The following is a 24,251-nucleotide window of genomic DNA, read 5'->3' as shown; positions in this document are numbered from 1 at the left end:
TAATCATGGCAGATATTACTACTGTAAACCCAGCAACAGGCGAAGACATTAAAGAATATAATTATATGAGTAATGATGAGGTCAACAACATTGTTGAAGCCTCGCACCAAGCGTTTCTAGAATGGCGTAAAACTAGCCATGAAGAGCGTGCGAAGGTCATTAACTCTATTGGCGAGACCTTGATGAAGTACAAAGAGGAGCTGTCCCGTCTTATGACTGAGGAGCGCGGTAAACTATATAGTCAGAGTTTACAAGAAATTGATCTGTGTAAAGCGATTTGTGATTATACGGCAGAGAAAGGTGTGGCAGCACTTGCTGATGATGAACGTGATATCGAAGGTCTCAAAAAGGGTATTGTCACTTATCAACCTATTGGCGTTATCTACGGTATGCAGCCTTGGAACTTTCCAGCTTATCAAGTGTTCCGTTATACCATCGCCAATTTGATGGCAGGTAACAGTATTTTGCTTAAGCACGCAGCAAACGTGACTGGTTCTGGCTTATTAATTGAAAAAATATTCCATGAGTCTGACTTACCGAACGATTTGTTCCGTACGATTCTCATTGATCATGATCAGTCAGAAAAGTTAATTGGTAATGATAAAGTACGCGGCGTGACGCTTACTGGTAGTGATGGTGCAGGTAGCATTGTCGGTCAGCAAGCAGCAAAAGCAATCAAAAAAGCAGTCCTAGAGTTGGGCTCAAATGATGCATTTATCGTTCTAGAAGATGCCGATTTGGAGCTTGCCGTACAAACTTGTACTTTAGCGCGTCTTATAAATAATGGCGAAACTTGTGTTGCTGCAAAGCGCTTTATCGTTGTTGATAGCTTGTATGACGAGTTCCGTAAGCGCATCGTTGAAGAGTTTGCAAGTAAAAAAGCCGGCGATCCTATGGATGACAGCTCTGATCTTGGTCCATTAGCGCGTAAAGATCTGCAAGAAAAATTGCATGCGCAAGTAGAGGAGAGTGTCAGTAAAGGCGCTACTATCTCTGTTGGTGGTAAATTGCCAGAAGGTAAAGGGAGCTTTTATCCAGCGACTATCTTGGAAAATGTTGAAAAAGGTCAGCCAGCTTACGATGATGAGCTGTTTGGTCCAGTAGCATCACTAATACGTGCTGAAGATCAAGACGATGCGTTACGTATTGCTAACGACAGCCGTTATGGCTTAGGTGGCGCTATTTTCTCTAAAGACGAAGATAAAGCTATCCGTCTAGCCAATGAGCAATTTGATACGGGTATGGTCTATATCAATGGTTATGGCCTTGCAAATCCAGCATTACCCTTTGGCGGCGTGAAAAACTCGGGTCATGGTCGCGAGCATGGTGGTTTCGGTATCAAAGAGTTCGTAAACATCAAAGGTGTACACGTTCATAACAGCTAAGACTGTATACAGCTTTTAAAGCTAAAACGCTTTAAGTATTAAGTAGCGAAAAGCCCAGTCATTCATAAATTGAGTGACTGGGCTTTTTGGTCAATATTTTGAAATGAGTGCTATCTTTCTGTGCTTGTTGCTATTGCTTTAACTGTTTAAATATAGCTTCAAAGGTAGCGTCGGCATACAGGTGCGTTGCTGATTTAATAATTGCTCGTTGTTCAACGATAATACACCTTTGGCTAGTAGCAAAATTGTCCAAGGTAACAGCTGATGTTCAAGCTTTTGCACGCGGGTTTGCAAACTGTCAGCAGTATCTTTTTGATGCACTTCTAGCCAGGCTTGGGTCAAAACAGCGCCCGCGTCGAGCTCAGCGGTAACGAAATGAATGCTACAGCCGTGCTGACGCTCACCTGCTTGAATGACACGCTGATGAGTATCCAAACCTTTATAAGCAGGCAAGAGTGCAGGATGCAGATTAATCATTGGTGCTGGCGTGTTATCAATAAAACCAGCACTTAAAACACGCATAAAACCAGCTAACACAATCAGGTCAGGTTGCCATGTGGTTAGTTGGGCGCTGGCATGACTCTCAAAAGTTTTGATTCCCATGCGTTTGCCGCTAGCAACGTGAGATAAGACCGCCACAGGAATGTCAGCATCTTTAGCGCGTGTGATGGCATAAGCATCTTCACGGTTACTAATAACGCCGACAATCTCAACCGGTAGCGCACCAGCTTGCATAGTATCAATCAATACTTGTAAGTTGCTACCGCTACCAGATACCAAAACAGCAATGCGTAATGGCTTGTTGGCATGACTGGTGTTATTGGCTAGCATTAACGGTACACCACAGCATCCGCTTCGCGACTAACCATTTCACCTAATTCCCATGCTTTTTCGCCAGCATCATTCAAGGTTTGGATAGCAGCTTCTGCTTTATCTTTTGGTACGACGATAACAAACCCAACGCCGCAGTTAAAGGTACGATACATCTCGCTTTGCTCGATATTACCTTGGGTTTGTAACCAAGTGAATAGCTCTGAGAACTGCCAGCTATTGGTATCGATGCTAGCGGCTAGCGTTTCAGGTAATACACGTGGCAGGTTATCGGTTAAGCCGCCGCCAGTAATATGTGACATCGCATGTAGGGCTGAGCTACCAAGGGTATCTTGTAGCGCTTTAATCGCTTTAACATAAATACGTGTCGGTGCCATCAAGGCATCTTGGATAGACTGACCATCTAGCTGCTCATTGCTACTAGTCACATCCACACCGCTGACTTCAATGACTTTACGTACCAATGAGTAGCCATTAGAATGCGCGCCACTTGAGGCAAGGGCAATCAGTACATCACCTTCTGCCACGTTTTCGCCAGTGATAACTTCCGCTTCTTCAACCACACCGACGCAGAATCCCGCTAGGTCATAATCGTCGTCCTGATACATGCCTGGCATCTCAGCCGTTTCGCCGCCGATAAGCGCGCAATTTGATAATTTACAACCTTCACCAATACCCGTAACAACAGTAGCTGCAACATCGACGTCAAGCTTACCAGTTGCATAGTAGTCTAAGAAAAACAAAGGCTCAGCACCGCAAACCAATAAGTCGTTGACACACATAGCGACTAAGTCGATACCGATGGTGTCATGGCGGTTTAGTTGTAATGCCAGTTTAAGCTTGGTGCCGACACCGTCAGTACCCGAAACTAATAACGGTGAGGTGTAACCAGTCGGAATGCGACAAAGCGCCCCAAAGCCGCCAAGTCCGCCCACCACTTCAGGACGTGAGGTGGCTTTTGCCACGGATTTAATACGTTGCACCAACGCATCGCCAGCATCAATATCAACGCCAGCATCTTTGTAGCTTAAAGAAGGCTTGTTACTCATGGTCATCTCACAAATTTTATAGGGAATGAAGGTCAGTCAGTAAAAACGCGTGTCGGTCATATGAATTTTGCAGATTGTGCGCGCATTATACCCAAAAATCACCCTTACTCGCAAAACAACTTGCTTTTATTTGACCTAAATTTGCTTGATATCTATCTAATATTTCAGAAAGACGGCAATAAAGATGACATGAAAATTAAGAAACAAAAAATGACGGCTTTTTTATAGGACTCTGCGATAATAGAAGGCTAAAATTATGGTCAATAACTGTTTGCTATTGGAATGTTGTCGTTCAATAAGATCTATCATCAACTTTAAATCAAATCACTCTTTTAAATAAGCCCATTCGTAGGACTAGCCTTCATGACAAACCAATCAATAGACCCCTTTTTTCGACGCCTATTTATCGTCGTTGCTATTGTTGTGGCTATGGTTTTATTGTATTTAATGATGCCGGTCATTGTGCCGTTTGTCTTTGCTTTTGTATTGGCTTATTTGTTTAATCCATTGGTTAAACGCTTATCAAAATATATCAAACGTTGGATTGCCATTATTATTGTGTATTCGACGATTACGCTGAGTATGGTGCTACTACTCTGGTGGTTGATACCGACATTGTGGCATCAGCTGCAAGCAGCATGGGATTATCTGCCACAGCTTTTAACTTGGTATAATGAAGTCGTCCGTGAATGGTTTGCTAGTAATAGCCGTATTCGTCTACCAGAGCTTGAGTCTAAGGGCTTCTCTGAGACCTTGGTTGAATACATGCAAACCAATTATAAGTTTGAAGATGCCGGTACCATGATGAGCCAAATACTGGCGTCTAGCATGAACTTTATCAATAATGCTGGGCTGATTGTACTGGTGCCGATTTTGACCTTTTATTTCTTATTTAATTGGGATCAACGCTTACATACATGGAAAATGGCGATACCTGCGCCATACTGTAAAAAAGTGATTCAAATTGCGCAAGAGTGTGACCGTGCGTTGATGGCTTTTATTAAAGGTCAGCTATTGGTGATGGTATTACTAGGTGCTATTTATGCCGTGCAATTGCAGCTTATCGGGCTTGAGCTTGGGCTGATTATTGGTATGGTTGCAGGTATTGCTAGCTTTGTACCGTATTTGGGCTTTGGGATTGGCTTCGTTGCCGCGATTATTGCCTGTCTGTTTCAGTTTGGCCTAGATTGGACGTATTTATCCTTGATTGCTGGCGCATTCTTGATTGGACAAGCTGCCGAAGGCTATATCTTGCAACCGTTACTATTGGGCGACAAAATTGGTCTATCGCCATTATGGGTAATATTTTCGGTACTGGCAGGTGCAAGTTTGCTCGGTTTCGTTGGTATGCTGATTGCGCTGCCAGTGTCTGCTGTCTTGAACGTGTTATTCCGTCACTTTTATACTCATTATCAAACGACTGACTTTTATAAAGGTCGTAAGCAGTTGGCATTGTTTGAAAAAAAATAATGTTGTTGTATGTATAACTGCCAGAAAGTCCTCGATGTGACAGGGCATATCATAGTCGTTTGCCTGCGTGATAAAACAGGATTGATTGGGTGTTATGGGTAAAAGACTTGTCAGTCATTTTGCAAATATGTTATATATAGGCGCAGTAGTAACGGTATTGACCTTTACTAGGTTGGCTTTGGCTAAAATGAATTTTACCAAAGTCAGTTTATAAGTATATTAGTCGTTTAGCCTTTTTATTGATTGTGCTACGCAAACCGAGTTGATGATTCATGGCAGAAGCACAGCTAAGTCTCAATCTGGACATAAAGCATGATGCAAGTCTCAGCGACTTCGCTGGTCCGGGTTGGATGTCTATTATCGATGCAGTACGGCAGCTCCATGTCGGCCTGATAGGTCAGCTGTACCTATTTGGCAGTCCTGCTACTGGCAAATCGCACTTATTATCCGCTATTTGTGAGTCTTTTATTGAGATGGACAAGTCAGCGATTTGTCTGTCGTTAAACGAGCTGATTCATACCGATGTCAATGTATTATCATCGCTAGAAAATTTCTCTTTGATTGCGATCGATGATTTGGAAGTCATTGAACAAAACAGTCAATGGCAAGAAGCTTTATTTCATCTGATCAATCGTAGCCGCGAAGGGCAGCGCCAACTTTTATTTGCCGCTAATAAGCCTGCATCCGAGCTGCCGTTTCAATTGAGAGATTTGCTCACCCGTTTGGCACAAGCGCCCTCATTCAAAGTACCGACAGGACATGATTTTGCAGACCGCGAAGCATTATTACAGTCGATATTGCGCAGACGTGGTTGGCAGTTTGATGAACGTATTACCAATTATCTGCTCACTGAAGGACCGCATCGTATTGGTGCAATGATGGAGGTGCTCAATTACATTCAACCCATGTTCTCCAACTTGGGTCGTAGTAATATATCAAAAGCGGTCATTGCTGACGCGCTGCGTACGATTGATGAGCAGACGCTTGCTGCTGAACTTGCTGATATCGCACAGGAATCGCAAGTAGACAATGATGCCGCTGATCAAGACCATCATACTCAGCATACGATGCCACTTGATTTTTAGCAGTCAGAACACAAACTTTCTATCCGAAATGCTTTTTACTACTATTGGAAAAATTATGAAATCAAATGCGTCTTTGCTAAAAAAACTGTCTATCAGCGCTGTGTTTGTTGGGGCAGCTTCTGTGTCTATGCTGTCTCAAGCAGCAGTTACTTTAGTGGTCGATGATCATATTAAAGTGACGGCAATTAATGGTCAAGAGCTGACACAGAGTCTTCTTCAGCCATTGACCAAGTCATTTACCTTGCAGCCAGGTAAGCATGTGATTACCGCTAAATATGATCGTCTTTATGATCTGCGCCGTGATGAGCATGATTATTTGCGTTCAGGTAACGTCAGTGTTGCCGCTGAATTGGCAGACAATCAGACCTATCGCTTAACCATGCCAAATCAGCCAGAAGACTATGCAGCTGCCAAGAAGTATGCTGAGCGTCCAACGCTTGCGATACAAAGTAATAACACCATCATTGCCAGTCAAGAAAGTGTCGGTGGTAATAGCAATAGCTTATTCTCAGGTCTTGGTAAAGCATTAGGTGGCGTATTCGGTGGTAGCGGTGATGCTGAGCTACAAAACCAGCGTGCGATAGCTGCACTCGATCAGCCATCCGTAAGTACTAACAAGTCAGCAACTACAGGTGCTACTGTGACGCAAACGACAAGTGTCAACGCATCTACCAGTTCACTTGATCAGTTTATGCAAATTTGGCTACAAGCCACACCTGCTGAGCGTGAAAAAATGCGTCAATGGATGCAAAAGTAAGCTTTGAGATAAAAAAGTAAAAAGATTGCACATAAAAAAAGCACCTATATTAGGTGCTTTTTTTATATCTTAGATTTTGTGACTATTCAGCTTTTAGCCCAAAAAAGCATTATACATCCATATTAATTTTTCTTGCTCTTGTACATAAGCATCAACAAGATCCGCTGAACCCTGATCTTCTGCTTCTGCTGCTAGAGTCGATACTTGACGTTGTTCTTCAATTAGCTCTTGTAAACCTGTCACAACGCCTTTAACACAAGTAGTGCCGTCTTTAACGTTCTTATCTTCTTGAATGCTGGTATGCTCAGCAAAATCGCTATAAGCATGTAACGGTGTGCCGCCTAGGGTCAAAATACGTTCAGCGATTTCATCGATTTGGATTTGCAGCGCGGTATATAGCTCTTCAAACTTTGGATGTAAAGTGAAGAAATGCTCACCTTTGACGTTCCAATGATAACCACGAACATTGATATAAAACATATGATAGCTAGATAGCAGACCATTTAACTTGCTGATGACTTCGCTCATATCTGCTTTTTCTAGACCGATCTGGTTAGTGTCGTTATTATTGTTACTCATTATATTATCCTTTTCATTGAGTGTAGGGTTCAAACATCAAGTTATTAAACCTTTAAACTTAAGCAATTTATAGCGAGCGATTATTAAACTAAAGCCTAAATAACCGCTTACTACGCGTTACTCAACCTTTGATGATTACTATTGTAGCAAGCATGCAAAAATAAGTTAAATTAATCAAATTAAAATTTGTAATATATTTTATAAAACAACTAAATCCTTGGTCTAACAGAAAGCGCTAAGCCTATTTAGCAGGTATCTGTAAGCTTTCAGAGTTCAGACCTTTTACTGCGACTACTTCTAATAAATGCTGGCGTACCGTATCGATAGGGAATTTTTGAGCTTGCAAGCGTTTAGGAATAATCTGACTGCCTTGCTGACCTTTCATCTCAAACATCATAAAGATATAGTCGTCGGTCTCATCCCAGCTCTTCACAGTGCTCCAAGGAATCACCGCTTGTTGGGTGCTACCTGCACGCATCTGCATACCGCGCATCTGATTGCTACTAAACATATCTGACTGATTAACAGGCACTGCCATTACCAGACCATGCTTCTGTACACCCAGTTTCATTTGGCGCATCTCATCAGGCATCTCTTGCTCAGCGACTTGCTTCTCAAACTCTCTTTTCACATACCATTTAAAACCAAGCGTACGAACCAGTAGGTAAATAACAACGGCTGCTAGCATCAGCCAGAAAATAATGGTCGAATAACCGGTCAAAAAAACCAGCCCAGCAACGGCTAAAACCACAGCGAATGCCATGATAATCCATTCTTTAAGCTTGATACTCGACAGACCAAATGACGGGCTGGCACTAGAAAATAGCTCATACTGTGCTTGGTGGAATTCTGCCTCGGTTAGGTTTAAGGCAACAGGTTGCAGCGTGTAGGGGTACAGAGCCATAAAGGTTTCTCAAAGACTTATAGTGAAAACGTTAAATTAAAAGCGCCAAACGTCGACAACAAGGTAATATTTGGCTGGAAATAGAATAAAGATATGCGCTTATCTTACCGAAAATCGCCCTTAAATGAAACATATAAGCCACTCTGTTCGCTAATAGACACCATATTTAAGCCATTAGTAAAGGTAAGTCACATTTATAGAGAGCTTGCGACCTTAAGTTATATTATTAGCACGTTAATATGAATAACTATTTCCTATTTAAAAATTAAGAGAATAGAAACTCAAAACTCAGTCAAGAGATGGGTAAAAAACTGCCAAAACATGGCCAAAACAGCCGCAGCTTGGTATTATAGCGTCTACCACCTAATTTTAAGCAAAATCAGGCTATAGAGCTCAGATTTTCATTATTTTCACACCTTTTATCCACTTTTAGCGCGACAGGCACCTATTATGATAGACCCAAAACTCTTACGCGGCGATTTGACAGATTTACAGCAGCAATTGGCCACCCGTGGTTATACGCTTGATATAGCGTTCTGGCAAAATATTGAGAACGAACGTAAATCGCTACAAGTAAAGACCGAAGAGTTGCAGTCGCGCCGTAATACAGGCGCAAAACAAGTTGGCGTGCTTAAAAAATCTGGCGAAGATGCTAGTGAGTTGCTTGCTGAGATGCAAAGTGTCAGTGGTGAGATTAAGACAGCCGAAGACGAGCTACGTACCTTACAAGAGCGCATTAGCCAAGCGGCAATGCAAATTCCAAATATCCCAGCAGCAGATGTGCCAGTTGGTACATCAGAAGACGATAACGTCGAAGTACGCAAATGGGGCATACCGCGTGAGTTTGATTTTGAGATTAAAGATCATACGCATATTGGTGAGACACTTGGTATGCTCGATTTTGAAGCAGCAACCAAGCTTACAGGAAGTCGCTTTAATGTCTTAAAAGGACAATTGGCGCAGATGCATCGCGCCTTGATTCAGTTTATGCTCAATACCCATACGATGAAGTATGGCTATACTGAAACCTATGTACCGTATATTGTTAATTCTGAAAGTTTAAAAGGTACAGGTCAGCTGCCAAAGTTTGAAGATGATTTGTTTAAGCTAAGCAATCATACGAATAATGATGACATGGATTTTTATCTGATTCCAACTGCAGAAGTACCGATGACCAACTTGGTACGTGGTGAGCGCTTGGACATCAAAGAGCTGCCATTAAAGTTTACCGCGCATACGCCGTGTTTCCGTAGTGAAGCTGGCTCGCATGGTCGTGATACCCGTGGTCTGATTCGTCAGCATCAGTTTGAAAAAGTTGAGATGGTTAATATTGCCACAGCTGAACAATCAGATGAGCTGCTTGAAGCGATGACTGAACAAGCAGAATTTATCTTACAGCAGCTTAATTTGCCATACCGCACCGTTAAACTGTGCACAGGTGATATGGGTTTTGCCGCCCAAAAAACTTATGATATCGAAGTCTGGTTGCCAAGCCAAGATACCTATCGTGAAATCTCAAGCTGCTCAAACTGCGGCGATTTCCAAGCACGCCGTATGGGTACACGTGTTAAAGATGGTAAACAAACCAGTCTTGCACATACCTTAAACGGTTCGGGTTTAGCAGTAGGTCGTACATTATTGGCAGTGATGGAAAATTATCAAAATGCTGATGGTAGTATTACGATTCCAGAAGTATTGCGTCCGTTTATGGGCGGTGCTGACACCATTTTATTATAGTTTTTTGATATGTGGGTTTTTGACATATAGTTATTTGATGAGTGATGCAATTAGTGAGTTGGTATTCAGGCTCGCCGATTGTGTTTTATTACAGTAAGTATCGGTCAAATTGATAAAACTGATACAAATTATTATTAAATACGAACGGTTCTGTCAGCGCATTTTTGGCTAGATAGAGTGCAAATATGTTAATATTACCCCTGTATTTACAGATTATTCGTTAAGGGCGCCTATTGCGTCCTTATTTTATGACCCTCTGAGTAAACTCTCCTCTTATCCTCCATACTTCTACCCGAATATTAGGACACTCTATGCCAGCTCCAATTAGCGAACGTAAATTAGCCAATGCCATCCGCGTACTGTCGTTTGACGCGGTTCAAAAAGCCAATTCTGGACACCCGGGTGCACCAATGGGCATGGCTGATATTGCCGAAGTTTTGTGGCGCAAGTTTTTGAAGCATAATCCTGCTGACCCAAGCTGGCACAACCGTGACCGTTTTGTCTTATCAAACGGTCATGGCTCGATGCTGATCTACTCATTGCTACATTTATCAGGCTATGACGTGAGCGTTGATGACCTAAAAGGTTTCCGTCAATTACATTCGAAAACGCCAGGTCATCCAGAGCTTGGCTATACGCCAGGTGTTGAAACCACCACTGGTCCATTAGGGCAGGGTATTGCCAATGCGGTTGGTTTTGCAATTGCAGAAAAAACGTTGGCAGCGCAATTTAATCGTGATGGTCATAATATTGTCGATCATCATACTTATGCGTTTTTAGGCGATGGCTGCTTGATGGAAGGTATTAGCCATGAAGTCTGCTCATTGGCTGGCACGTTAGAGCTTGGCAAATTGGTATTTTTCTATGATGACAATGGCATCTCTATCGATGGTAATGTCGAAGGTTGGTTCACTGATGATACGCAAGCGCGCTTTGAGTCTTATGGCTGGCAAGTTATCAAGGTCGATGGTCATGATACTGATGAGATTACGCAAGCAACTGAGCAAGCGATTAAAGAAACGACTAAGCCAAGCTTAATCATTTGCAAAACGACTATTGGCGCTGGTAGCCCAAATAAACAAGGCTTAGCAGCCAGTCATGGCGCGCCACTTGGCGATGATGAAATCGTTTTAACCCGTGATGCATTATCTTGGACGCATGCGCCGTTTGAGCTAGATGATGAAATCTATCAAGCGTGGGATGGTAAAGCGAAAGGCGACGTCTTACAGAAAAACTGGAACGCGAACTTTGACGCTTATAAGAAGGCTTACCCAGAGTTAGCAACTGAGTTACTTCGTCGTTTAGAGGGTGACTTACCAGCTGATTTTGAGCAAAAAGCGCAAGAGTATATCCAGCAAACTCAAGAGCAGGGCGGTGATGTTGCCAGTCGTAAAGCCAGCCAAAATGCGATCAATACCTTACAGCCATTACTACCAGAATTACTTGGTGGCTCGGCGGATTTAGCAGGCTCAAACCTCACGCTATTTAAAGACGCCAAAGGCATCCAAGACGATGACGCTGGCAACTATATCTATTATGGCGTGCGCGAATTCGGTATGACGGCGATTGCTAACGGCATCGCACTGCATGGCGGCTTTGTTCCTTATGTTGCGACCTTCCTTATGTTTATGGAATACGCACGTAATGCGGTACGTATGGGCGCGCTCATGAAGCAGCGTGTGATTCATGTCTATACCCATGACTCAATCGGTCTGGGTGAAGATGGTCCAACGCATCAGCCAGTTGAGCAATTGACCAGCTTGCGTACCACGCCAAATCTACGTACATGGCGTCCTTGTGATGCGACCGAATCAGCAAGCGCTTGGGTTGAGGCAATTAAATCAGAAAATAATCCATCTGCCTTGATTTTCAGCCGTCAAAGCTTGCCACACCAAGCGCGTGACAGCGAGCAAGTAGCAAACATCACCAAAGGTGGTTATGTACTTGCAAAAGAGCAAGGCGAGCTACAAGCAATTATCATCGCAACTGGCTCAGAAGTCGGTCTTGCTATGCAAGCTTACGCGACGTTGAGCGAAAATGGCGTCGGTGTACGTGTGGTCTCTATGCCGTGTGCAGAAATCTTCGTTGAGCAAGATACTAGCTACCGTGAAGCGGTATTGCCAGCCAATATCCGTGCACGCGTTGCAGTCGAAGCGGCACATGTCGATTACTGGTATAAGTTCGTTGGTCTAGATGGCAAAGTCATCGGTATGACGACTTATGGTGAATCAGCACCTGCTGATGAGCTATATAAAGAGTTTGGTATCACGACTGACGCGGTAGTTGAGGCGGTGAATAGTTTGGTGTAAGTATTTAAGACTGCCCAAAAAAAAGAGTTGCTATGATTTCTAGCAACTCTTTTTTTTATGTTCTTTTAAGTCTTTCAGAGCTTAATTAGCAGCAATCAGTTTCCCTGATATCTCAAGTGGGATGATATTGCTAATCACTTTTGGAAAAGCAGTAACCCCGTAGTTGTAACGATCTACCAAGCCCGTCGCGCGAAATTTTAAGGTAGGTCTAGAGGTGACAGGATCATTCTCTACATCTGATAACGTTACTCTCACCGTCAAAGGTTTGGTTTGACCTAATACCGTAAAATCACCGGTCACATTAGCTTCCTTAGCATTTATCATGCTGACTTTTTTAGAAACAAAAGTCATCGTCGGATATTGTTTCGTATTCAGCAATTCTTTTCGGCGCAAAAATGAATCTCTCAAACTGCGATCAGTATCGATACTATTGGTAAAAACAGTAAAATTAATGGTCGTGCTTGCAGGTTTATTGACATCATAATTGATGGCGCCATTGACCTTATTGAACCTGCCGTCAGTCGTGGCTTTACCCAAATAATTGACCTCGAACTCGACATTGGTCTTTGGGACGTCCAGTTTCCATTTTTGCGGAACGGTCGCCGCCAATCCCATGACTGGTAATGATAATAGTAGGCAGCTGCTGAGTGTGATTTTCAGCAAAGAGGTGACAGGTGTGGTCATATGTCTGATCCAAAGAGAGATAGGAGGTATATCAGTAGTTAAAATAATTTAATTCAAGTAGTTCTATAGTAATTAATCAGTGCTCTATTCTTTTTAAAATCAATCGACTATAGTAAGGCGATATCCTACTACAATTAAGCGATTTCAATGTACTATTAAAGTTATAAGCTCTTGAGGCGTGTTAGATAAATGGTTTAAGACAGACAGCATACTATTTTAATTATAAGTGTTTTTATCTTTTTTATTGGAAGACGATTATGTCCCTCATGTCCAGCTTCAAAGGTGTCTTAGGCGAAACAGTCATTAATGTTGCCATGTGGTTAAAGCTAGAAAAAGACCTTTATCATCGTTTAAATAATATCACTTTGCCATTAGCCAATGGTGGTAGTACCCAAATCGACCATGTCATTGTCTCTAAATACGGCATCTTTGTCATCGAAACCAAAAACTATAAAGGCTGGATATTTGGTAATGAGGCGCAAAGACAGTGGACGCAAGTCATTATGGGTCGCAAGTATAAATTCCAAAACCCATTACGTCAGAATTATTTGCATATTAAAACGCTCGCGGATTTATTAGCATTAGATATGAGCTACTTTCATTCGATGATTGCGTTCATCGGTGAATGTGAGCTAAAAACTCGCGATGAGTTACCGGAGCACGTATTGACGAGTGGGATGGTGTCTTATATTAAAAGAAAGCAGGATAAGATACTTACTGAAGACGAGGTCACATCCATCGTTGCTCAGATTGAAAGCAATAGATTTAGTAAGTCGTGGCGCACTAATAGAGAGCACAAAGCCTATCTAAAGGATAAGCATAGCAATCCAAGTAAGTCGTCTAGCAATAACTCTAATGGTAAGTCAGTTGCTACAACTATTGATAAGTCTACATCTGAACCGATAGTAAAAGAAACGGCTAAACGAGCCAGGCTGAAAAGCAGAGAAGTGCATCGATGGTCTGGTCAAACTGAGATTGAATCTAGCAATTTACCAATTGATAGTTTGAGTACTCAGCAGATAAGTTCGCCGCATGATATTACTGATAAGGTTTTTCTCACACCCTTTGAGGTTATAGAGACTGAGCCACAAGTGCATTACCCTGCGACACTTGTGGCGATAGAAAATATAGCTAATTTCATCCAAGCACCAACTTGCCCGAGATGTAATAGTGAGATGGTCAAACGCGTTGCAAAAAAAGGCGCACATCTTGGGCAGACCTTTTTTGGTTGTAGCCAATTTCCAAAATGTCGCGGAGTAGTCAATACAAATTGAGCCCAAATGAAACTTGATTTTGGGCTCAATTAATCATCTTAAATTATGTTAGGCAGGGACTGACTCAGCATGCACGTGATTCGCCTTGATAAGGTCTGCTATTTTTTCAGCAATCATAATCGTCGGTGCATTGGTATTGGCACTGATTAAGGTTGGCATCACTGAAGCATCGATGACCCTTAGTCCATTTACGCCGCGTACTTTTAATTCTAAATCAACGACTGAATCGCTGTCTGAGCCCATACGGCAAGTGCCTACAGGGTGGTAGATAGTGTCCGACTTGTTGCGAATATAGCCAAGCATACCGTCTTTTTCGATATAGGGCACAGGGTAGTCCTCAGTGATGTATTCAGCCATTGGCGACTCTTGCATAATGGCGCGCGTACGCTCTGCACCAGCGACCATATACTCTACATCTTTCGGATGCGAGAGATAGTTTGGATCAATTAATACGGCGTCAGAGGGATTGGCAGAATCGAGTCTGACCGTACCACGGCTTTCAGGGCGTAAATAGCAGGTATGACAAGAAACGGCAAAACCCCGTCTAAGATCACGTCCGTGTTCAATCACGCGAGATATCACAAAATGCAGCTGGGTATTTGGCCATTCTTGTGGGTCGTCACCGACGCTAAAGAACGCGCCTGCTTCTGCATAATTGGTAGATAACAGACCTGTGCCATCTTTTCGCCATTGCCGAATACTTTTGGTCAAGGTTGAAATAGTTGCTATACCAAGACCGATGACATCGGTAGTATTGACCTCGTAATCAAAGACGACATCTAAATGATCTTGTAAGTTACCGCCAACGTCGGGTGCATCTACCAATACATCGATGCCATGAGACTGCAAATGTTCAGCAGGACCAATGCCTGATAGCATCAGAACTTTGGGTGAGCCAAAAGCACCACCTGATAAGATGACTTCGTGACGTGCCATCACGGTATGGTCGACACCATCCTTTTCATAGGCCACACCAGTCGCTTGCTTGCCATCAAAGATGACGCGATTGGCTTGTGCGTGGGTGATAACGGTTAAATTAGGTCGGCTTTGTACTGGATGTAAATAAGCCGCCGCCGCAGAGCAGCGTTGACCTTGTTTTTCCCCATGAAAATGGGTGACTTGATATAATCCTGCACCGTCTTGTTTTTTGCCGTTAAAGTCATCATTTTGATCTAAACCATTGGCAATGGCAGCTTCTACAAAGGCTTTTGAGATATCACGTGGACTTAGTAAATCACTGACATGCAGTGGTCCACTATCACCATGCAGCTCGTCCGCGCCGTGGATATTGTTTTCTGATTTGATAAAGTAGGGTAGTACATCATCAAAACCCCAGCCTATGCAACCTTGCTCAACCCAGCGTTCATAATCAAGCGCACTGCCACGCGTATAAATCATGGCATTGATAGCGGAGGAGCCGCCCAAACATTGGCCGCGTGGTTGAAAGCCGCGTCGGTTATTAAGATGCGTTTGCGGAGTAGTGTGAAAGCACCAATTGTTTAATTTTAGTGGCTTGCCCGGCACCATCAAAATCAGTCCAGCAGGTACGCGAACTGCCAAGTTTTTGCCCTCACCACCATATTCTAACAAGCAGACACTGATGTCTGGGTTTTCTGTTAATCGGCTGGCAAGCACACAACCAGCTGAACCGCCACCAACGATGACGTAATCAAAGTTTCCATCAAGTTCCATTTTATATTCCCTGTAGCATCCATGCTCATTAAAACGTATTTATTGAAATAGGTTACGCTTTAGAGTATCTATTATTTTGCTGCAATAATGAAGTAAAAATGACTACAAAGTATAAGGTTGTTGTAAATTTTCATATATATCAATTGTTTAAGTGGTAAAAAGCTAGCATAGTCAGCCTGATATCTTATTATCTGTTATTAAATGTTAGACCGCACAGACTTCTGACCGCACAATGAATCGCTTGCCTTCGGGTATCTCAAGTGAAAAACTGGCACCACGTCCATTGACAACATCAATAGTCAGATCGGTATGTTGCCACAATTTGTATTGAGGTTTGCCCATGTAAAACGGACAGCCGCTGAGCTCACCGACCAGCACATCTTGCCCGCCGACCTTAAATTCGCCCAATGGATAACACATCGGTGAGCTGCCATCGCAGCAGCCTCCTGATAGATGAAACATCAATTCGCCATGCTTGGATTTTAATAGTTCGATTAGCTCTTTACAGGATTCTGTCGCCGTGACGTTCATAGTAATTTCCTTATCATTCATGGATAGCTTGTGCTTTGCTAAAGCAAAAATGCAACCTACCTTACGATAGATTGCATTTATTTATCTAAAATAGGTACAGAGTTTTAGATTAAAAGAAGCCCATCGCTTTAGGACTGTATGATACCAGCATATTTTTGGTCTGCTGATAATGATCTAGCATCATCAGATGGTTTTCGCGGCCAATACCTGACTGTTTGTAGCCGCCAAACGCTGAATGCGCAGGATAGAGGTGATAGCAATTCGTCCAAACGCGACCGGCTTTGATGCCACGACCGAAGCGATATGCACGAGTACCATTACGCGTCCAGACACCAGCACCAAGACCATATAAAGTGTCATTGGCTAGCGCCATCGCTTCTTCATCGTCTTTAAAAGTGGTAACGGCTAGCACAGGACCAAAGATTTCTTCTTGGAACACGCGCATATCATTGGTGCCTTCAAAGATGGTTGGTTGTACATAATAACCGTTTGCCATGTCGCCATCATGTTTGGCAAGTTCACCGCCAACAAGGACTTTTGCGCCTTCTTTTTTACCGATATCGAGATAAGAGAGAATTTTTTCTAGCTGATCTGAGCTGGCTTGCGCGCCAATCATGGTGTCGGTATCAAGCGGGTTGCCCATTTTGATGGCTTTTACGCGAGCGATACAGCGTTTCATAAATTCATCATAGATGCTTTCGTGTACGAGCGCGCGTGATGGGCAAGTACAAACTTCGCCTTGGTTTAGCGCAAACATTACCAAACCTTCGACGGCTTTGTCTAAGAAATCATCGTCTTCATCCATGATATCGGCAAAGAAGATATTCGGACTTTTTCCACCCAGCTCTAGAGTCACCGGAATGATATTTTCACTGGCATATTGCATAATTAAGCGACCAGTGGTGGTCTCACCGGTAAAGGACACTTTATCGATACGGGGATTAGAAGCAATTGGTTTACCAGCTTCAACACCGAAGCCGTTAATGACGTTAAGAACACCTTTAGGAAGAATGTCCGCTGCGCCTATTAAATCCAGCATATACAAAACAGAAGCAGGAGTTTGCTCGGCAGGCTTAAGAACGACACAGTTACCCGCTGCAAGAGCAGGAGCAATTTTCCAGATCGCCATTAGAATAGGGAAGTTCCAAGGAATGATTTGACCGACGACGCCAAGTGGCTCATGAAAATGATAGGCGACCGTATCTTCATCAATTTGGCTAATGCCGCCTTCTTGTGCGCGAATCACACCAGCGAAGTAACGCAAATGGTCAATGGCGATTGGAATATCTGCGGCTAGAGTTTCACGTACCGGTTTACCGTTTTCATAGCTCTCGGCGATAGCGATAGCCTCTAAATTGGCTTCGATACCGTCGGCAAGTTTAAGCAACATATTAGAGCGTTCAGTGACACTGGTTTTGCCCCAAGCATCTTTGGCAGCATGAGCCGCATCTAGCGCTGCTTCGACATCTGCTTCTTTTGAGCGTGCGATCTGGCAGAAGATTTTACCGTCGATTGGACTTGAGTTGTCAAAGTATTCGCCATCGATTGGCGCGACCCACTCACCATTGATAAAGTTATCATATTTTTCGCGGAATTGGACGGGACTGTTTTCAGTATTGGGATAAGCGTATAACATAAACGATTCCTTGTTGTGTAATATAGTTATATAGCCTTACTTGACCATCCTGACCAAGCTATGACTCTATCGTACTGAGCTTTGGCTCCAAGCGATAATGATTTTTTATAATGATATACTTTGTATCACATAACTTAAAGTTATGCGAGGTAGGACGGTTAAAGTGGTTCGCAAAATGGATGTAGCTGTTATAATTGAGGTCAAATACTTTTAGCTCGTCATGGTTATTAATTTAATCCTGTCAGCTTTCTTTCTTATACTCTTGGTTGGTTTGGATATATGCGTCAATCTTCTGCTCTTGATATTTTAAAAACAGGTCAAAACGTCTTTTTAACGGGCTCAGCAGGTTCAGGTAAGACTTATACGCTCAATCAATATATCGATTATCTACGCGCGCGCCGTGTACCGGTTGCTGTGACCGCAAGTACAGGCATTGCCGCCACTCATATGAATGGCACGACCATTCATAGTTGGTCGGGCATTGGTATTAAGGATGAGCTAACGGATCGCGATTTAACCAATTTATCACGTAAGCAGTTTTTGGCAGATAGATTAAAGGACACCGCGGTACTTATCATCGATGAGATATCCATGCTGCATGCCAAGCAGATTAATTTGGTCAGCCAAGTGCTTAAGCATGTACGCAAAAATGACAAAGCTTTCGGTGGTATCCAAGTCGTTGTTGCCGGCGACTTTTTTCAGTTACCACCGATTGGCAGTAAGGGTGAGAGTAATCGTGAAAAATTTGCCTTTATGTCGGAAGCTTGGCTCGATGCCAAGTTTCACATCTGCTACTTATCTGAGCAACATCGACAGGTCAGTGAAGCGGCGAATGGTGGGCTTGATTTGGACGATATTCTCAATCAAATCCGTCGTCAAGAAGTGACTTTTGAGGCGATTGCTGCCTTAGAAGCTACCTTTGATCAAAATGTCGATATTAAGCGTACGCGTCTTTATACGCACAATCTCAACGTCAATAAAATCAATGACAAAGAGTTGGCTGATTTATCTGGTGAGATGATGCGCTTTGAAGCCACGTCTGTTGGCGATAGTAAACTGGTTGAGACGCTAAAGAAGACGGTTCGTACTCAAGATGACTTGGTATTAAAAGTTGGCTCAAAGGTGATGTTTATCAAAAACAATACCGAGCTTGGCGTCTCTAACGGTACGATGGGTGAGCTGATTGGCTTTGCTGCTGTCAAAATTGATGATAGCAAAGACAGTAGTGACGATTTAATTGAAGACGATGATATTGGTAGCGATAAAGACAGTGATATTGGTAACGATAAGCAGGCTGCCAAAAGCGCAAAAGAAAAAGCCAAAAAAGATAAAGCAAAAATTAAAAAGCCGACCACACTAAAAATGCCAGTGGTTAGGTTAAATACTGGGCGTGAGGTTATCGCTGAACCGGAAGAATGGATTATCGAGGACGAGACGGGCGATGTGCTCGCAAGCTATGAGCAAGTGCCATTATGTCTAGCTTGGGCGATTACCATTCATAAGTCGCAAGGTATGACGCTTGAAGCTGCTGAGATTGACCTGTCACGTACCTTTGAGCTTGGTCAAGGATATGTGGCGTTATCACGGCTAAAGTCGCTGGCAGGTCTGCAGTTGCTCGGTATGAATGAAATGAGCTTGCAGCTTGATCCCTTGGCACGCGGTGCAGATAAGCGCTTTTTAGTGTTATCTAACGAAGCGGATACCAATTATGCAATGCTTGATGAAGAAAGCATGACACAGGCGCATGAGAAGTTTATTCTTAAATCAGGCGGTACATTAAGCAAGTCAGTGATTGACGCCTACGCAAACCTACAGACAAAGCGCCGTGAACAGCAGCAAGCGCAAATAGGAAAAAAACAGAAACTTGGCAATCAAGTGTCTGATAAGTCAGACAGTACTTTACTTGCCACACGAATACTTCTTGAAGAAAGTTTATCTATCGCGGAAATATCGCAAGCACGTCAGCTGTCACAGTCTACCATTATGCGCCATATTGCTGAACTGAAATCTCAAGACCTTAGCCTCGCTTGTGATCATTTGCGTCCAGAAGATGAGGTTATGACGGCAGTGGGTAATGCCTATGTGGCGATTAAAGTTGCTAATAACCCAAATGATTTTAATGATGATGGTAGTATTAAGCTGCGTCCGATATTTGAGCATTTAAAACAAAGCGCTGATTACAATACCATTCGTTTGGCATTGATATTTATTACTCCGTAGTCATTCTTAAGTCATAAATAATTTTTAAAAGATGACTCTTTTGTCTGCAACTGTTTTATTCGCGACTGCCTATATAGTTAATTCACTTTTAAAAGGGTGCAGAGCTACTGGGGTTAATTATTCGCAGCCTATGTCTGCGTAGGCACAGCAAGCAAGAAAAATTAACCCCAGTAGTACCTTATAACATTTGTATTTCTTTTATTCGCGAACGACTATATTTTGCGTGGCGCTTTTTTGATCAGCCGATGGCATTCAATTTTAGCCTTCATTTTTTATTTCTATTACAGCGATAACTTGTTATGCCTGATTTTTCTAGTGCTACCTACCGTTTGACGTCTAATCCTGCTACAGCAGGGTTTCATACGACCAGTGACCAGACTCAGCCTTTGCGAGTGGCTATCAATGGTTTTGGTCGTATTGGGCGTAATGTATTGCGTGCGTTATTAGAGCGCTTTGAGGTGCTAGGACGTGCTATTCATGTGGTCGCGATTAATGATTTAGCGCCTGCCGAAACCTTATTACATTTACTTAGGTTCGATAGCACACATGGGCGTTTGAGCCAGCTTGGCGTGACAGCGGATATCGTACAAGATGGCTTCACCGATCATCAGCAAAAGCCCTGTGCGACAGCAAAAAATGATATTCAGCTGTGCTTGACCAAAAATAATCTTACTTACTGCATTCGTTTATTATCAAGAGAAAACCCAGAAACACTGCCATGGAAAGAGTTGCAGGTCGATGTGGTGCTTGAGTGCACCGGACACTATCGCTCATATGAGCAGGCAAGCTTGCACATAGAGGCGGGTGCCAAACAAGTGATTATCGGTGCCGCACCCTTTGACCATGTCGATGCTTGTATCGTGATGGGCGTCAATAGCGATGCTTTGACGCGTGATCTGCCTATTATCTCTAGCGTCTCTTGTACCACTCAGGCGCTCGTACCGCTTATTGATACCCTTGATAAGGCATTTGGTGTTGAGTCGGCGATGATGACTGAGATTCATGCAGTGACGGCTGATCAAACCGTCCTTGACCAAGCGCACCGTGACCTAAGGCGTGCACGTGCCTCTGGTTATAACATTATTCCGACGACTTCAAGCAGTATCGCTGCTACGGAACGCGTGCTACCGAATATGGTGGGCAAGATAAATGGTCATTCAATAAGGGTGCCAACTATTGATGTCGCCGCTATTGATGTGACGTTTGTATTTGAGACGCCTAATGTCAGTATTGAAGTGATACGTGACGTTTTAAAATCAGCGAGTCAGGCGCATTTAGCGACGATCATGGACTATACGGAGGAGCCACTGGTCTCAAGTGACTTTATCCATCAGACTGAATCATTGATTGTCGATGGGCAACAACTGATGCAGGTCGGCAATCAATACAAGGTTTTTGCTTGGTACGACAATGAATGGGGCTATGCCAATCGAATGCTTGATATGTGCTTGCATCTTGCTTCAAACAAGCTTTAGACTCATGATTATAAGCCGTTTAAAAAATAATTTAACTTTTTTTAGATAACTGCTTGCATTCTCATTTCAGATCGCTATAATGATGCACAAATGGAGACGTGGCAGAGCGGTTGAATGCACCGGTCTTGAAAACCGACAAGGGTTAATAGCCCTTCGAGAGTTCGAATCTCTCCGTCTCCGCCAAATTCGAAAATCCCCAATCAGCAATGATTGGGGTTTTTTTATATTGCTGTTTTATATTGCTATCGAGTTTAAAACCTTTGTTTTATTTGGCTAGTAATTCGTCAAACTCGATTTCCTGCCCATCTGCTAATATCATTTTACCCTCAGTGATCTCAATGCTCACTCCTGTGTTATTTTTAATAGCACGCATAACATTGATGTCTTCGATACTGCTCTCAATGATTATCTTGCCAGATTGTTCTGGAGCGATAGGCGGCTCAAACTGGGTCAGTGGTACATTGAAACGTTTATTTTTGGTCAAACGTTTTTCCTTCATGGTCAGTGTGCCTTTAAAGCTCTCGATGGCAATCTTGCCATGATTTGACAGCATAAACTGTAGCTTGACTTGGTTTAAGCTATCACTATCGCTGGTTTTGACTGGCAATAGGGCAACAGGATAGTTGAGGTGATTGGCAGTTTCGAGCTTTTGACTGGTTACAATGGGACTTTTCTTACCCGTTGGGTTGTTTGGATGTAGGCGCTCATATTCGCGCTGCTGGATCAAAGCTTGTTTAATAGTAATACGCGGCATCGCGCCTGATTCATAGGCGCTACTAAGCTTCATACGTAGCATATAACGACTTAGCAGCTTTCTATCTGCTTCAGGTAGACGCTCAAAGGTATCGCCCAGTGTCTTTTGCCACTGATCAGAGTTGGTCGGTATGGTTTGCTGGCTAGGATCTACTTGCGGCTGCGAGCAACCGTACAGGGCAGGAAGCAGTCCCAAGCTCACAGTCAATAACACAACTTTGTTTAAACGTTTGTATAAACCCATTATCTGATACCTCCATATGAGCCGTGATAGTTGTTATCTTAATGTATTGTATCTCACAGTTGTGTATGTTTATTTATCGCTAAATAAAGGTGAGTACAGTATTATCAATCGCAAAAAAAGACCAAGCACCGTTAGGTTAACTTAGTCTTTATTAAGGCTTCGAATATTAGCTACTCAAGCGGTTAAATACTCAAATGCTACTGCTATTTATTTTCTTGCAGATCAGACAATGAATGGGTGATATTGTTATTGTGAGTCACCACAATCGCCTCATCAATAATACGCTGGCTCACGCCTTTTTTGCGTAATGTCTCAATAAAAACTTCATCATGGGCAAGCGTATAGTCTTGATGGTCACGATCAAGACCTTGACGGATATATAGGCGAATCAAGCCTTGAATACGCTTAAATCCAAGCTCTGATGCGGTCGCCGTTAAAAGCTCAATCATTTCTTCAGAGAGGCGAATACTGATAGGGCGCATGATTTTTTGCGGATGATCAGAAAACTTATTTTTTATACGTGCAGGTATCATAATAAACCATTACTATTAGTGAGTAGGAATAAAGCACTCAGGCAAAACTGACTTAGTCATATGTACTCTTACCATACAACAAAAGTCCCCAAAAGAACACCGAAGCTGCATTAATAGCCATATTAATAAAGGACTAATAAATACAAGCCAAAAAAAACCTCCATCAAATAAGTGATGAAGGTTTTTTCGTATATGGCTCTCCAACCTGGGCTCGAACCAGGGACACACGGATTAACAGTCCGTTGCTCTACCAACTGAGCTATTGGAGAATAATTGGTAATAACGTCAAGTTTTGCAAGGCTTTAATATGCCCAATTGCTTGTCTTGTTTGCGTTATGTGGGGCACATTTTAGCCAAGTAGTCATGAGCTGTCAACCTTATTATGAGATTAATTATAAATCTAATCATAATTGTCTAAATATCGACCATAACACCATTATTTTATCTACTTTAATAACATGTTGATGACTCAATAATAGAACAACCACTATCTATTTGAGCAAACTATTAAAGCAAAAAAATATCCTTACCGTATAATTGATATAGATAAATATCGCGCATCAAGATAAAGGACAAAAGCAGTGACCACCTTAAAATATATTGCTCATTATTCGGAGCAGATTCAAAGCCAAGCTGCCATGTTAATTAGCAGCGGCAAACTGGGCGATTATTTGGATAAAAACTATCCCGAGAGACACCAAATCCAAAACGACAAAGCGTTATATCATTATATTAATGACATAAAAAATCAGTATATGCGCAAAAGCAATCCATTGTCTCAAGTGACTTATAACAGTAAGCTCACCGTGCTCAAACATGCGCTGGGTATTCATACTTATCAGTCTCGTGTGCAAGGCAGCAAGCTTAAAGCGCATAATAGCATTACGGTCGCAAGCTTATTCAAAGAGGCACCGCCTGAGTTTTTGCGGATGATTGTTGTTCATGAGTTGGCGCACTTTAAGGAGCAGGAGCATAACAAAGCGTTCTATCAGCTTTGCTGTCATATGGAGCCTGATTATCATCAGTTGGAGCTGGATACGCGTTTGTGGTTGCAATGGCGCGAATGCTAATCTATCGTGGTTGGCATAATAAGGTGGATGAAT

20 protein-coding genes and 2 tRNA genes are annotated in these 24,251 nt (G+C 42.7%); 11 read left to right on the top strand and 11 right to left on the bottom strand.

Annotated elements, in window-relative coordinates:
- Nucleotides 1-5 precede the first annotated feature (5 nt).
- Nucleotides 6-1,385: an NAD-dependent succinate-semialdehyde dehydrogenase gene (locus FQ083_RS05960; RefSeq protein ID WP_149409206.1), complete on the top strand. Its 1,380-nt coding sequence runs from the start codon at nucleotides 6-8 to the stop codon at nucleotides 1,383-1,385.
- A gap of 138 nt (nucleotides 1,386-1,523) precedes the next feature.
- Here FQ083_RS05960 and purN read toward each other — a convergent pair whose 3' ends face one another.
- Together purN and purM are read right to left on the bottom strand one after the other, a co-directional pair.
- Entirely contained in the window at nucleotides 1,524-2,216 is a 693-nt protein-coding gene (gene purN, locus FQ083_RS05955; RefSeq protein WP_149409205.1) for a phosphoribosylglycinamide formyltransferase, read from the bottom strand.
- Nucleotides 2,216-3,265, bottom strand: coding sequence for a phosphoribosylformylglycinamidine cyclo-ligase (purM, locus tag FQ083_RS05950; RefSeq protein ID WP_149409204.1), 1,050 nt, complete (start codon nucleotides 3,263-3,265; stop codon nucleotides 2,216-2,218). Before purM ends, purN begins: the two co-directional genes overlap by 1 nt.
- 363 nt (nucleotides 3,266-3,628) lie before the next feature.
- On the opposite strand from purM, the gene FQ083_RS05945 reads away from it, so the two are divergent.
- From FQ083_RS05945 to FQ083_RS05935, 3 genes are all read left to right on the top strand, one after another.
- Nucleotides 3,629-4,735, top strand: a complete 1,107-nt coding sequence (locus FQ083_RS05945; protein WP_020444042.1) for an AI-2E family transporter — start codon at nucleotides 3,629-3,631, stop codon at nucleotides 4,733-4,735.
- Nucleotides 4,736-5,007: 272 nt separating this feature from the next.
- Nucleotides 5,008-5,820: a DnaA regulatory inactivator Hda gene (hda, locus tag FQ083_RS05940; protein WP_011514174.1), complete on the top strand. Its 813-nt coding sequence runs from the start codon at nucleotides 5,008-5,010 to the stop codon at nucleotides 5,818-5,820.
- Nucleotides 5,821-5,875: 55 nt separating this feature from the next.
- Nucleotides 5,876-6,577 carry a DUF2057 family protein gene (locus FQ083_RS05935; protein ID WP_020444040.1) on the top strand — a complete coding sequence of 234 codons (702 nt, stop codon included), beginning with the start codon at nucleotides 5,876-5,878 and terminating at the stop codon, nucleotides 6,575-6,577.
- A gap of 93 nt (nucleotides 6,578-6,670) precedes the next feature.
- Here FQ083_RS05935 and FQ083_RS05930 read toward each other — a convergent pair whose 3' ends face one another.
- Together FQ083_RS05930 and FQ083_RS05925 are read right to left on the bottom strand one after the other, a co-directional pair.
- Entirely contained in the window at nucleotides 6,671-7,156 is a 486-nt protein-coding gene (locus FQ083_RS05930; RefSeq protein ID WP_020444039.1) for a Dps family protein, read from the bottom strand.
- Nucleotides 7,157-7,397: 241 nt separating this feature from the next.
- Nucleotides 7,398-8,060, bottom strand: a complete 663-nt coding sequence (locus FQ083_RS05925; RefSeq protein WP_149409203.1) for a YcxB family protein — start codon at nucleotides 8,058-8,060, stop codon at nucleotides 7,398-7,400.
- Nucleotides 8,061-8,510: 450 nt separating this feature from the next.
- On the opposite strand from FQ083_RS05925, the gene serS reads away from it, so the two are divergent.
- Together serS and tkt are read left to right on the top strand one after the other, a co-directional pair.
- Nucleotides 8,511-9,797 (top strand): serine--tRNA ligase, encoded by a 1,287-nt coding sequence (gene serS, locus FQ083_RS05920; protein WP_149409202.1) that lies wholly within the window; start codon nucleotides 8,511-8,513, stop codon nucleotides 9,795-9,797.
- A 311-nt stretch (nucleotides 9,798-10,108) separates the two neighbouring features.
- On the top strand, nucleotides 10,109-12,106 hold the full coding sequence (gene tkt, locus FQ083_RS05915; protein ID WP_149409201.1) for a transketolase: 1,998 nt from the start codon (nucleotides 10,109-10,111) through the stop codon (nucleotides 12,104-12,106).
- Between the two features lie 81 nt (nucleotides 12,107-12,187).
- Here tkt and FQ083_RS05910 read toward each other — a convergent pair whose 3' ends face one another.
- Entirely contained in the window at nucleotides 12,188-12,790 is a 603-nt protein-coding gene (locus FQ083_RS05910) for a YceI family protein (RefSeq protein ID WP_149409200.1), read from the bottom strand.
- A gap of 257 nt (nucleotides 12,791-13,047) precedes the next feature.
- Between FQ083_RS05910 and FQ083_RS05905 the strand changes: the two genes are divergently transcribed.
- Nucleotides 13,048-14,064 (top strand): NERD domain-containing protein, encoded by a 1,017-nt coding sequence (locus tag FQ083_RS05905; RefSeq protein WP_149409199.1) that lies wholly within the window; start codon nucleotides 13,048-13,050, stop codon nucleotides 14,062-14,064.
- Nucleotides 14,065-14,112: 48 nt separating this feature from the next.
- Here the strand turns inward: FQ083_RS05905 and FQ083_RS05900 are convergent, their stop codons facing one another.
- From FQ083_RS05900 to FQ083_RS05890, 3 genes are all read right to left on the bottom strand, one after another.
- Nucleotides 14,113-15,756, bottom strand: a complete 1,644-nt coding sequence (locus FQ083_RS05900; RefSeq protein WP_149409198.1) for a GMC family oxidoreductase — start codon at nucleotides 15,754-15,756, stop codon at nucleotides 14,113-14,115.
- A gap of 204 nt (nucleotides 15,757-15,960) precedes the next feature.
- Nucleotides 15,961-16,287, bottom strand: a complete 327-nt coding sequence (locus tag FQ083_RS05895; protein WP_020444032.1) for a DUF779 domain-containing protein — start codon at nucleotides 16,285-16,287, stop codon at nucleotides 15,961-15,963.
- A gap of 109 nt (nucleotides 16,288-16,396) precedes the next feature.
- Nucleotides 16,397-17,923, bottom strand: a complete 1,527-nt coding sequence (locus FQ083_RS05890; protein ID WP_020444031.1) for an aldehyde dehydrogenase family protein — start codon at nucleotides 17,921-17,923, stop codon at nucleotides 16,397-16,399.
- A 279-nt stretch (nucleotides 17,924-18,202) separates the two neighbouring features.
- Here FQ083_RS05890 and FQ083_RS05885 point away from each other — a divergent pair, with 279 nt between their 5' ends.
- The 3 genes from FQ083_RS05885 to FQ083_RS05875 all read left to right on the top strand — a co-directional run bounded on the left by FQ083_RS05885 (nucleotide 18,203) and on the right by FQ083_RS05875 (nucleotide 21,801).
- On the top strand, nucleotides 18,203-20,143 hold the full coding sequence (locus FQ083_RS05885) for an AAA family ATPase (RefSeq protein WP_149409197.1): 1,941 nt from the start codon (nucleotides 18,203-18,205) through the stop codon (nucleotides 20,141-20,143).
- Nucleotides 20,144-20,442: 299 nt separating this feature from the next.
- Nucleotides 20,443-21,618 carry a type I glyceraldehyde-3-phosphate dehydrogenase gene (locus FQ083_RS05880; protein WP_149409196.1) on the top strand — a complete coding sequence of 392 codons (1,176 nt, stop codon included), beginning with the start codon at nucleotides 20,443-20,445 and terminating at the stop codon, nucleotides 21,616-21,618.
- Between the two features lie 92 nt (nucleotides 21,619-21,710).
- Nucleotides 21,711-21,801 (top strand) — tRNA-Ser (locus FQ083_RS05875).
- 82 nt (nucleotides 21,802-21,883) lie between these two features.
- Here FQ083_RS05875 and FQ083_RS05870 read toward each other — a convergent pair.
- The 3 genes from FQ083_RS05870 to FQ083_RS05860 form a co-directional block, all read right to left on the bottom strand.
- On the bottom strand, nucleotides 21,884-22,615 hold the full coding sequence (locus FQ083_RS05870) for a hypothetical protein (protein ID WP_149409195.1): 732 nt from the start codon (nucleotides 22,613-22,615) through the stop codon (nucleotides 21,884-21,886).
- A 203-nt stretch (nucleotides 22,616-22,818) separates the two neighbouring features.
- Entirely contained in the window at nucleotides 22,819-23,148 is a 330-nt protein-coding gene (locus tag FQ083_RS05865) for a hypothetical protein (protein ID WP_011514160.1), read from the bottom strand.
- A gap of 193 nt (nucleotides 23,149-23,341) precedes the next feature.
- Nucleotides 23,342-23,417: transfer RNA gene (locus tag FQ083_RS05860), tRNA-Asn, on the bottom strand.
- A gap of 312 nt (nucleotides 23,418-23,729) precedes the next feature.
- On the opposite strand from FQ083_RS05860, the gene FQ083_RS05855 reads away from it, so the two are divergent.
- Nucleotides 23,730-24,218: a M48 family metallopeptidase gene (locus FQ083_RS05855; protein WP_020443980.1), complete on the top strand. Its 489-nt coding sequence runs from the start codon at nucleotides 23,730-23,732 to the stop codon at nucleotides 24,216-24,218.
- Nucleotides 24,219-24,251 lie beyond the last annotated feature (33 nt).

Origin of the sequence: Psychrobacter sp. ANT_H59 (assembly GCF_008369225.1) — a bacterium.
GTDB classification, from domain to species: domain Bacteria; phylum Pseudomonadota; class Gammaproteobacteria; order Pseudomonadales; family Moraxellaceae; genus Psychrobacter; species Psychrobacter cryohalolentis.
The sequence above is the reverse complement of the archived record's forward strand: the minus strand, read 5'-3'. Positions and strand labels throughout refer to the sequence as shown.

Bases quoted from the DNA above. Each gene is read 5' to 3' on its own strand.
- FQ083_RS05960 (WP_149409206.1), top strand. From the start codon at position 6: ATGGCAGATATTACTACTGTAAACCCAGCAACAGGCGAAGACATTAAA.
- purN (WP_149409205.1), bottom strand. From the start codon at position 2,216: ATGCTAGCCAATAACACCAGTCATGCCAACAAGCCATTACGCATTGCT.
- purM (WP_149409204.1), bottom strand. From the start codon at position 3,265: ATGAGTAACAAGCCTTCTTTAAGCTACAAAGATGCTGGCGTTGATATT.
- FQ083_RS05945 (WP_020444042.1), top strand. From the start codon at position 3,629: ATGACAAACCAATCAATAGACCCCTTTTTTCGACGCCTATTTATCGTC.
- hda (WP_011514174.1), top strand. From the start codon at position 5,008: ATGGCAGAAGCACAGCTAAGTCTCAATCTGGACATAAAGCATGATGCA.
- FQ083_RS05935 (WP_020444040.1), top strand. From the start codon at position 5,876: ATGAAATCAAATGCGTCTTTGCTAAAAAAACTGTCTATCAGCGCTGTG.
- FQ083_RS05930 (WP_020444039.1), bottom strand. From the start codon at position 7,156: ATGAGTAACAATAATAACGACACTAACCAGATCGGTCTAGAAAAAGCA.
- FQ083_RS05925 (WP_149409203.1), bottom strand. From the start codon at position 8,060: ATGGCTCTGTACCCCTACACGCTGCAACCTGTTGCCTTAAACCTAACC.
- serS (WP_149409202.1), top strand. From the start codon at position 8,511: ATGATAGACCCAAAACTCTTACGCGGCGATTTGACAGATTTACAGCAG.
- tkt (WP_149409201.1), top strand. From the start codon at position 10,109: ATGCCAGCTCCAATTAGCGAACGTAAATTAGCCAATGCCATCCGCGTA.
- FQ083_RS05910 (WP_149409200.1), bottom strand. From the start codon at position 12,790: ATGACCACACCTGTCACCTCTTTGCTGAAAATCACACTCAGCAGCTGC.
- FQ083_RS05905 (WP_149409199.1), top strand. From the start codon at position 13,048: ATGTCCCTCATGTCCAGCTTCAAAGGTGTCTTAGGCGAAACAGTCATT.
- FQ083_RS05900 (WP_149409198.1), bottom strand. From the start codon at position 15,756: ATGGAACTTGATGGAAACTTTGATTACGTCATCGTTGGTGGCGGTTCA.
- FQ083_RS05895 (WP_020444032.1), bottom strand. From the start codon at position 16,287: ATGAACGTCACGGCGACAGAATCCTGTAAAGAGCTAATCGAACTATTA.
- FQ083_RS05890 (WP_020444031.1), bottom strand. From the start codon at position 17,923: ATGTTATACGCTTATCCCAATACTGAAAACAGTCCCGTCCAATTCCGC.
- FQ083_RS05885 (WP_149409197.1), top strand. From the start codon at position 18,203: ATGCGTCAATCTTCTGCTCTTGATATTTTAAAAACAGGTCAAAACGTC.
- FQ083_RS05880 (WP_149409196.1), top strand. From the start codon at position 20,443: ATGCCTGATTTTTCTAGTGCTACCTACCGTTTGACGTCTAATCCTGCT.
- FQ083_RS05870 (WP_149409195.1), bottom strand. From the start codon at position 22,615: ATGGGTTTATACAAACGTTTAAACAAAGTTGTGTTATTGACTGTGAGC.
- FQ083_RS05865 (WP_011514160.1), bottom strand. From the start codon at position 23,148: ATGATACCTGCACGTATAAAAAATAAGTTTTCTGATCATCCGCAAAAA.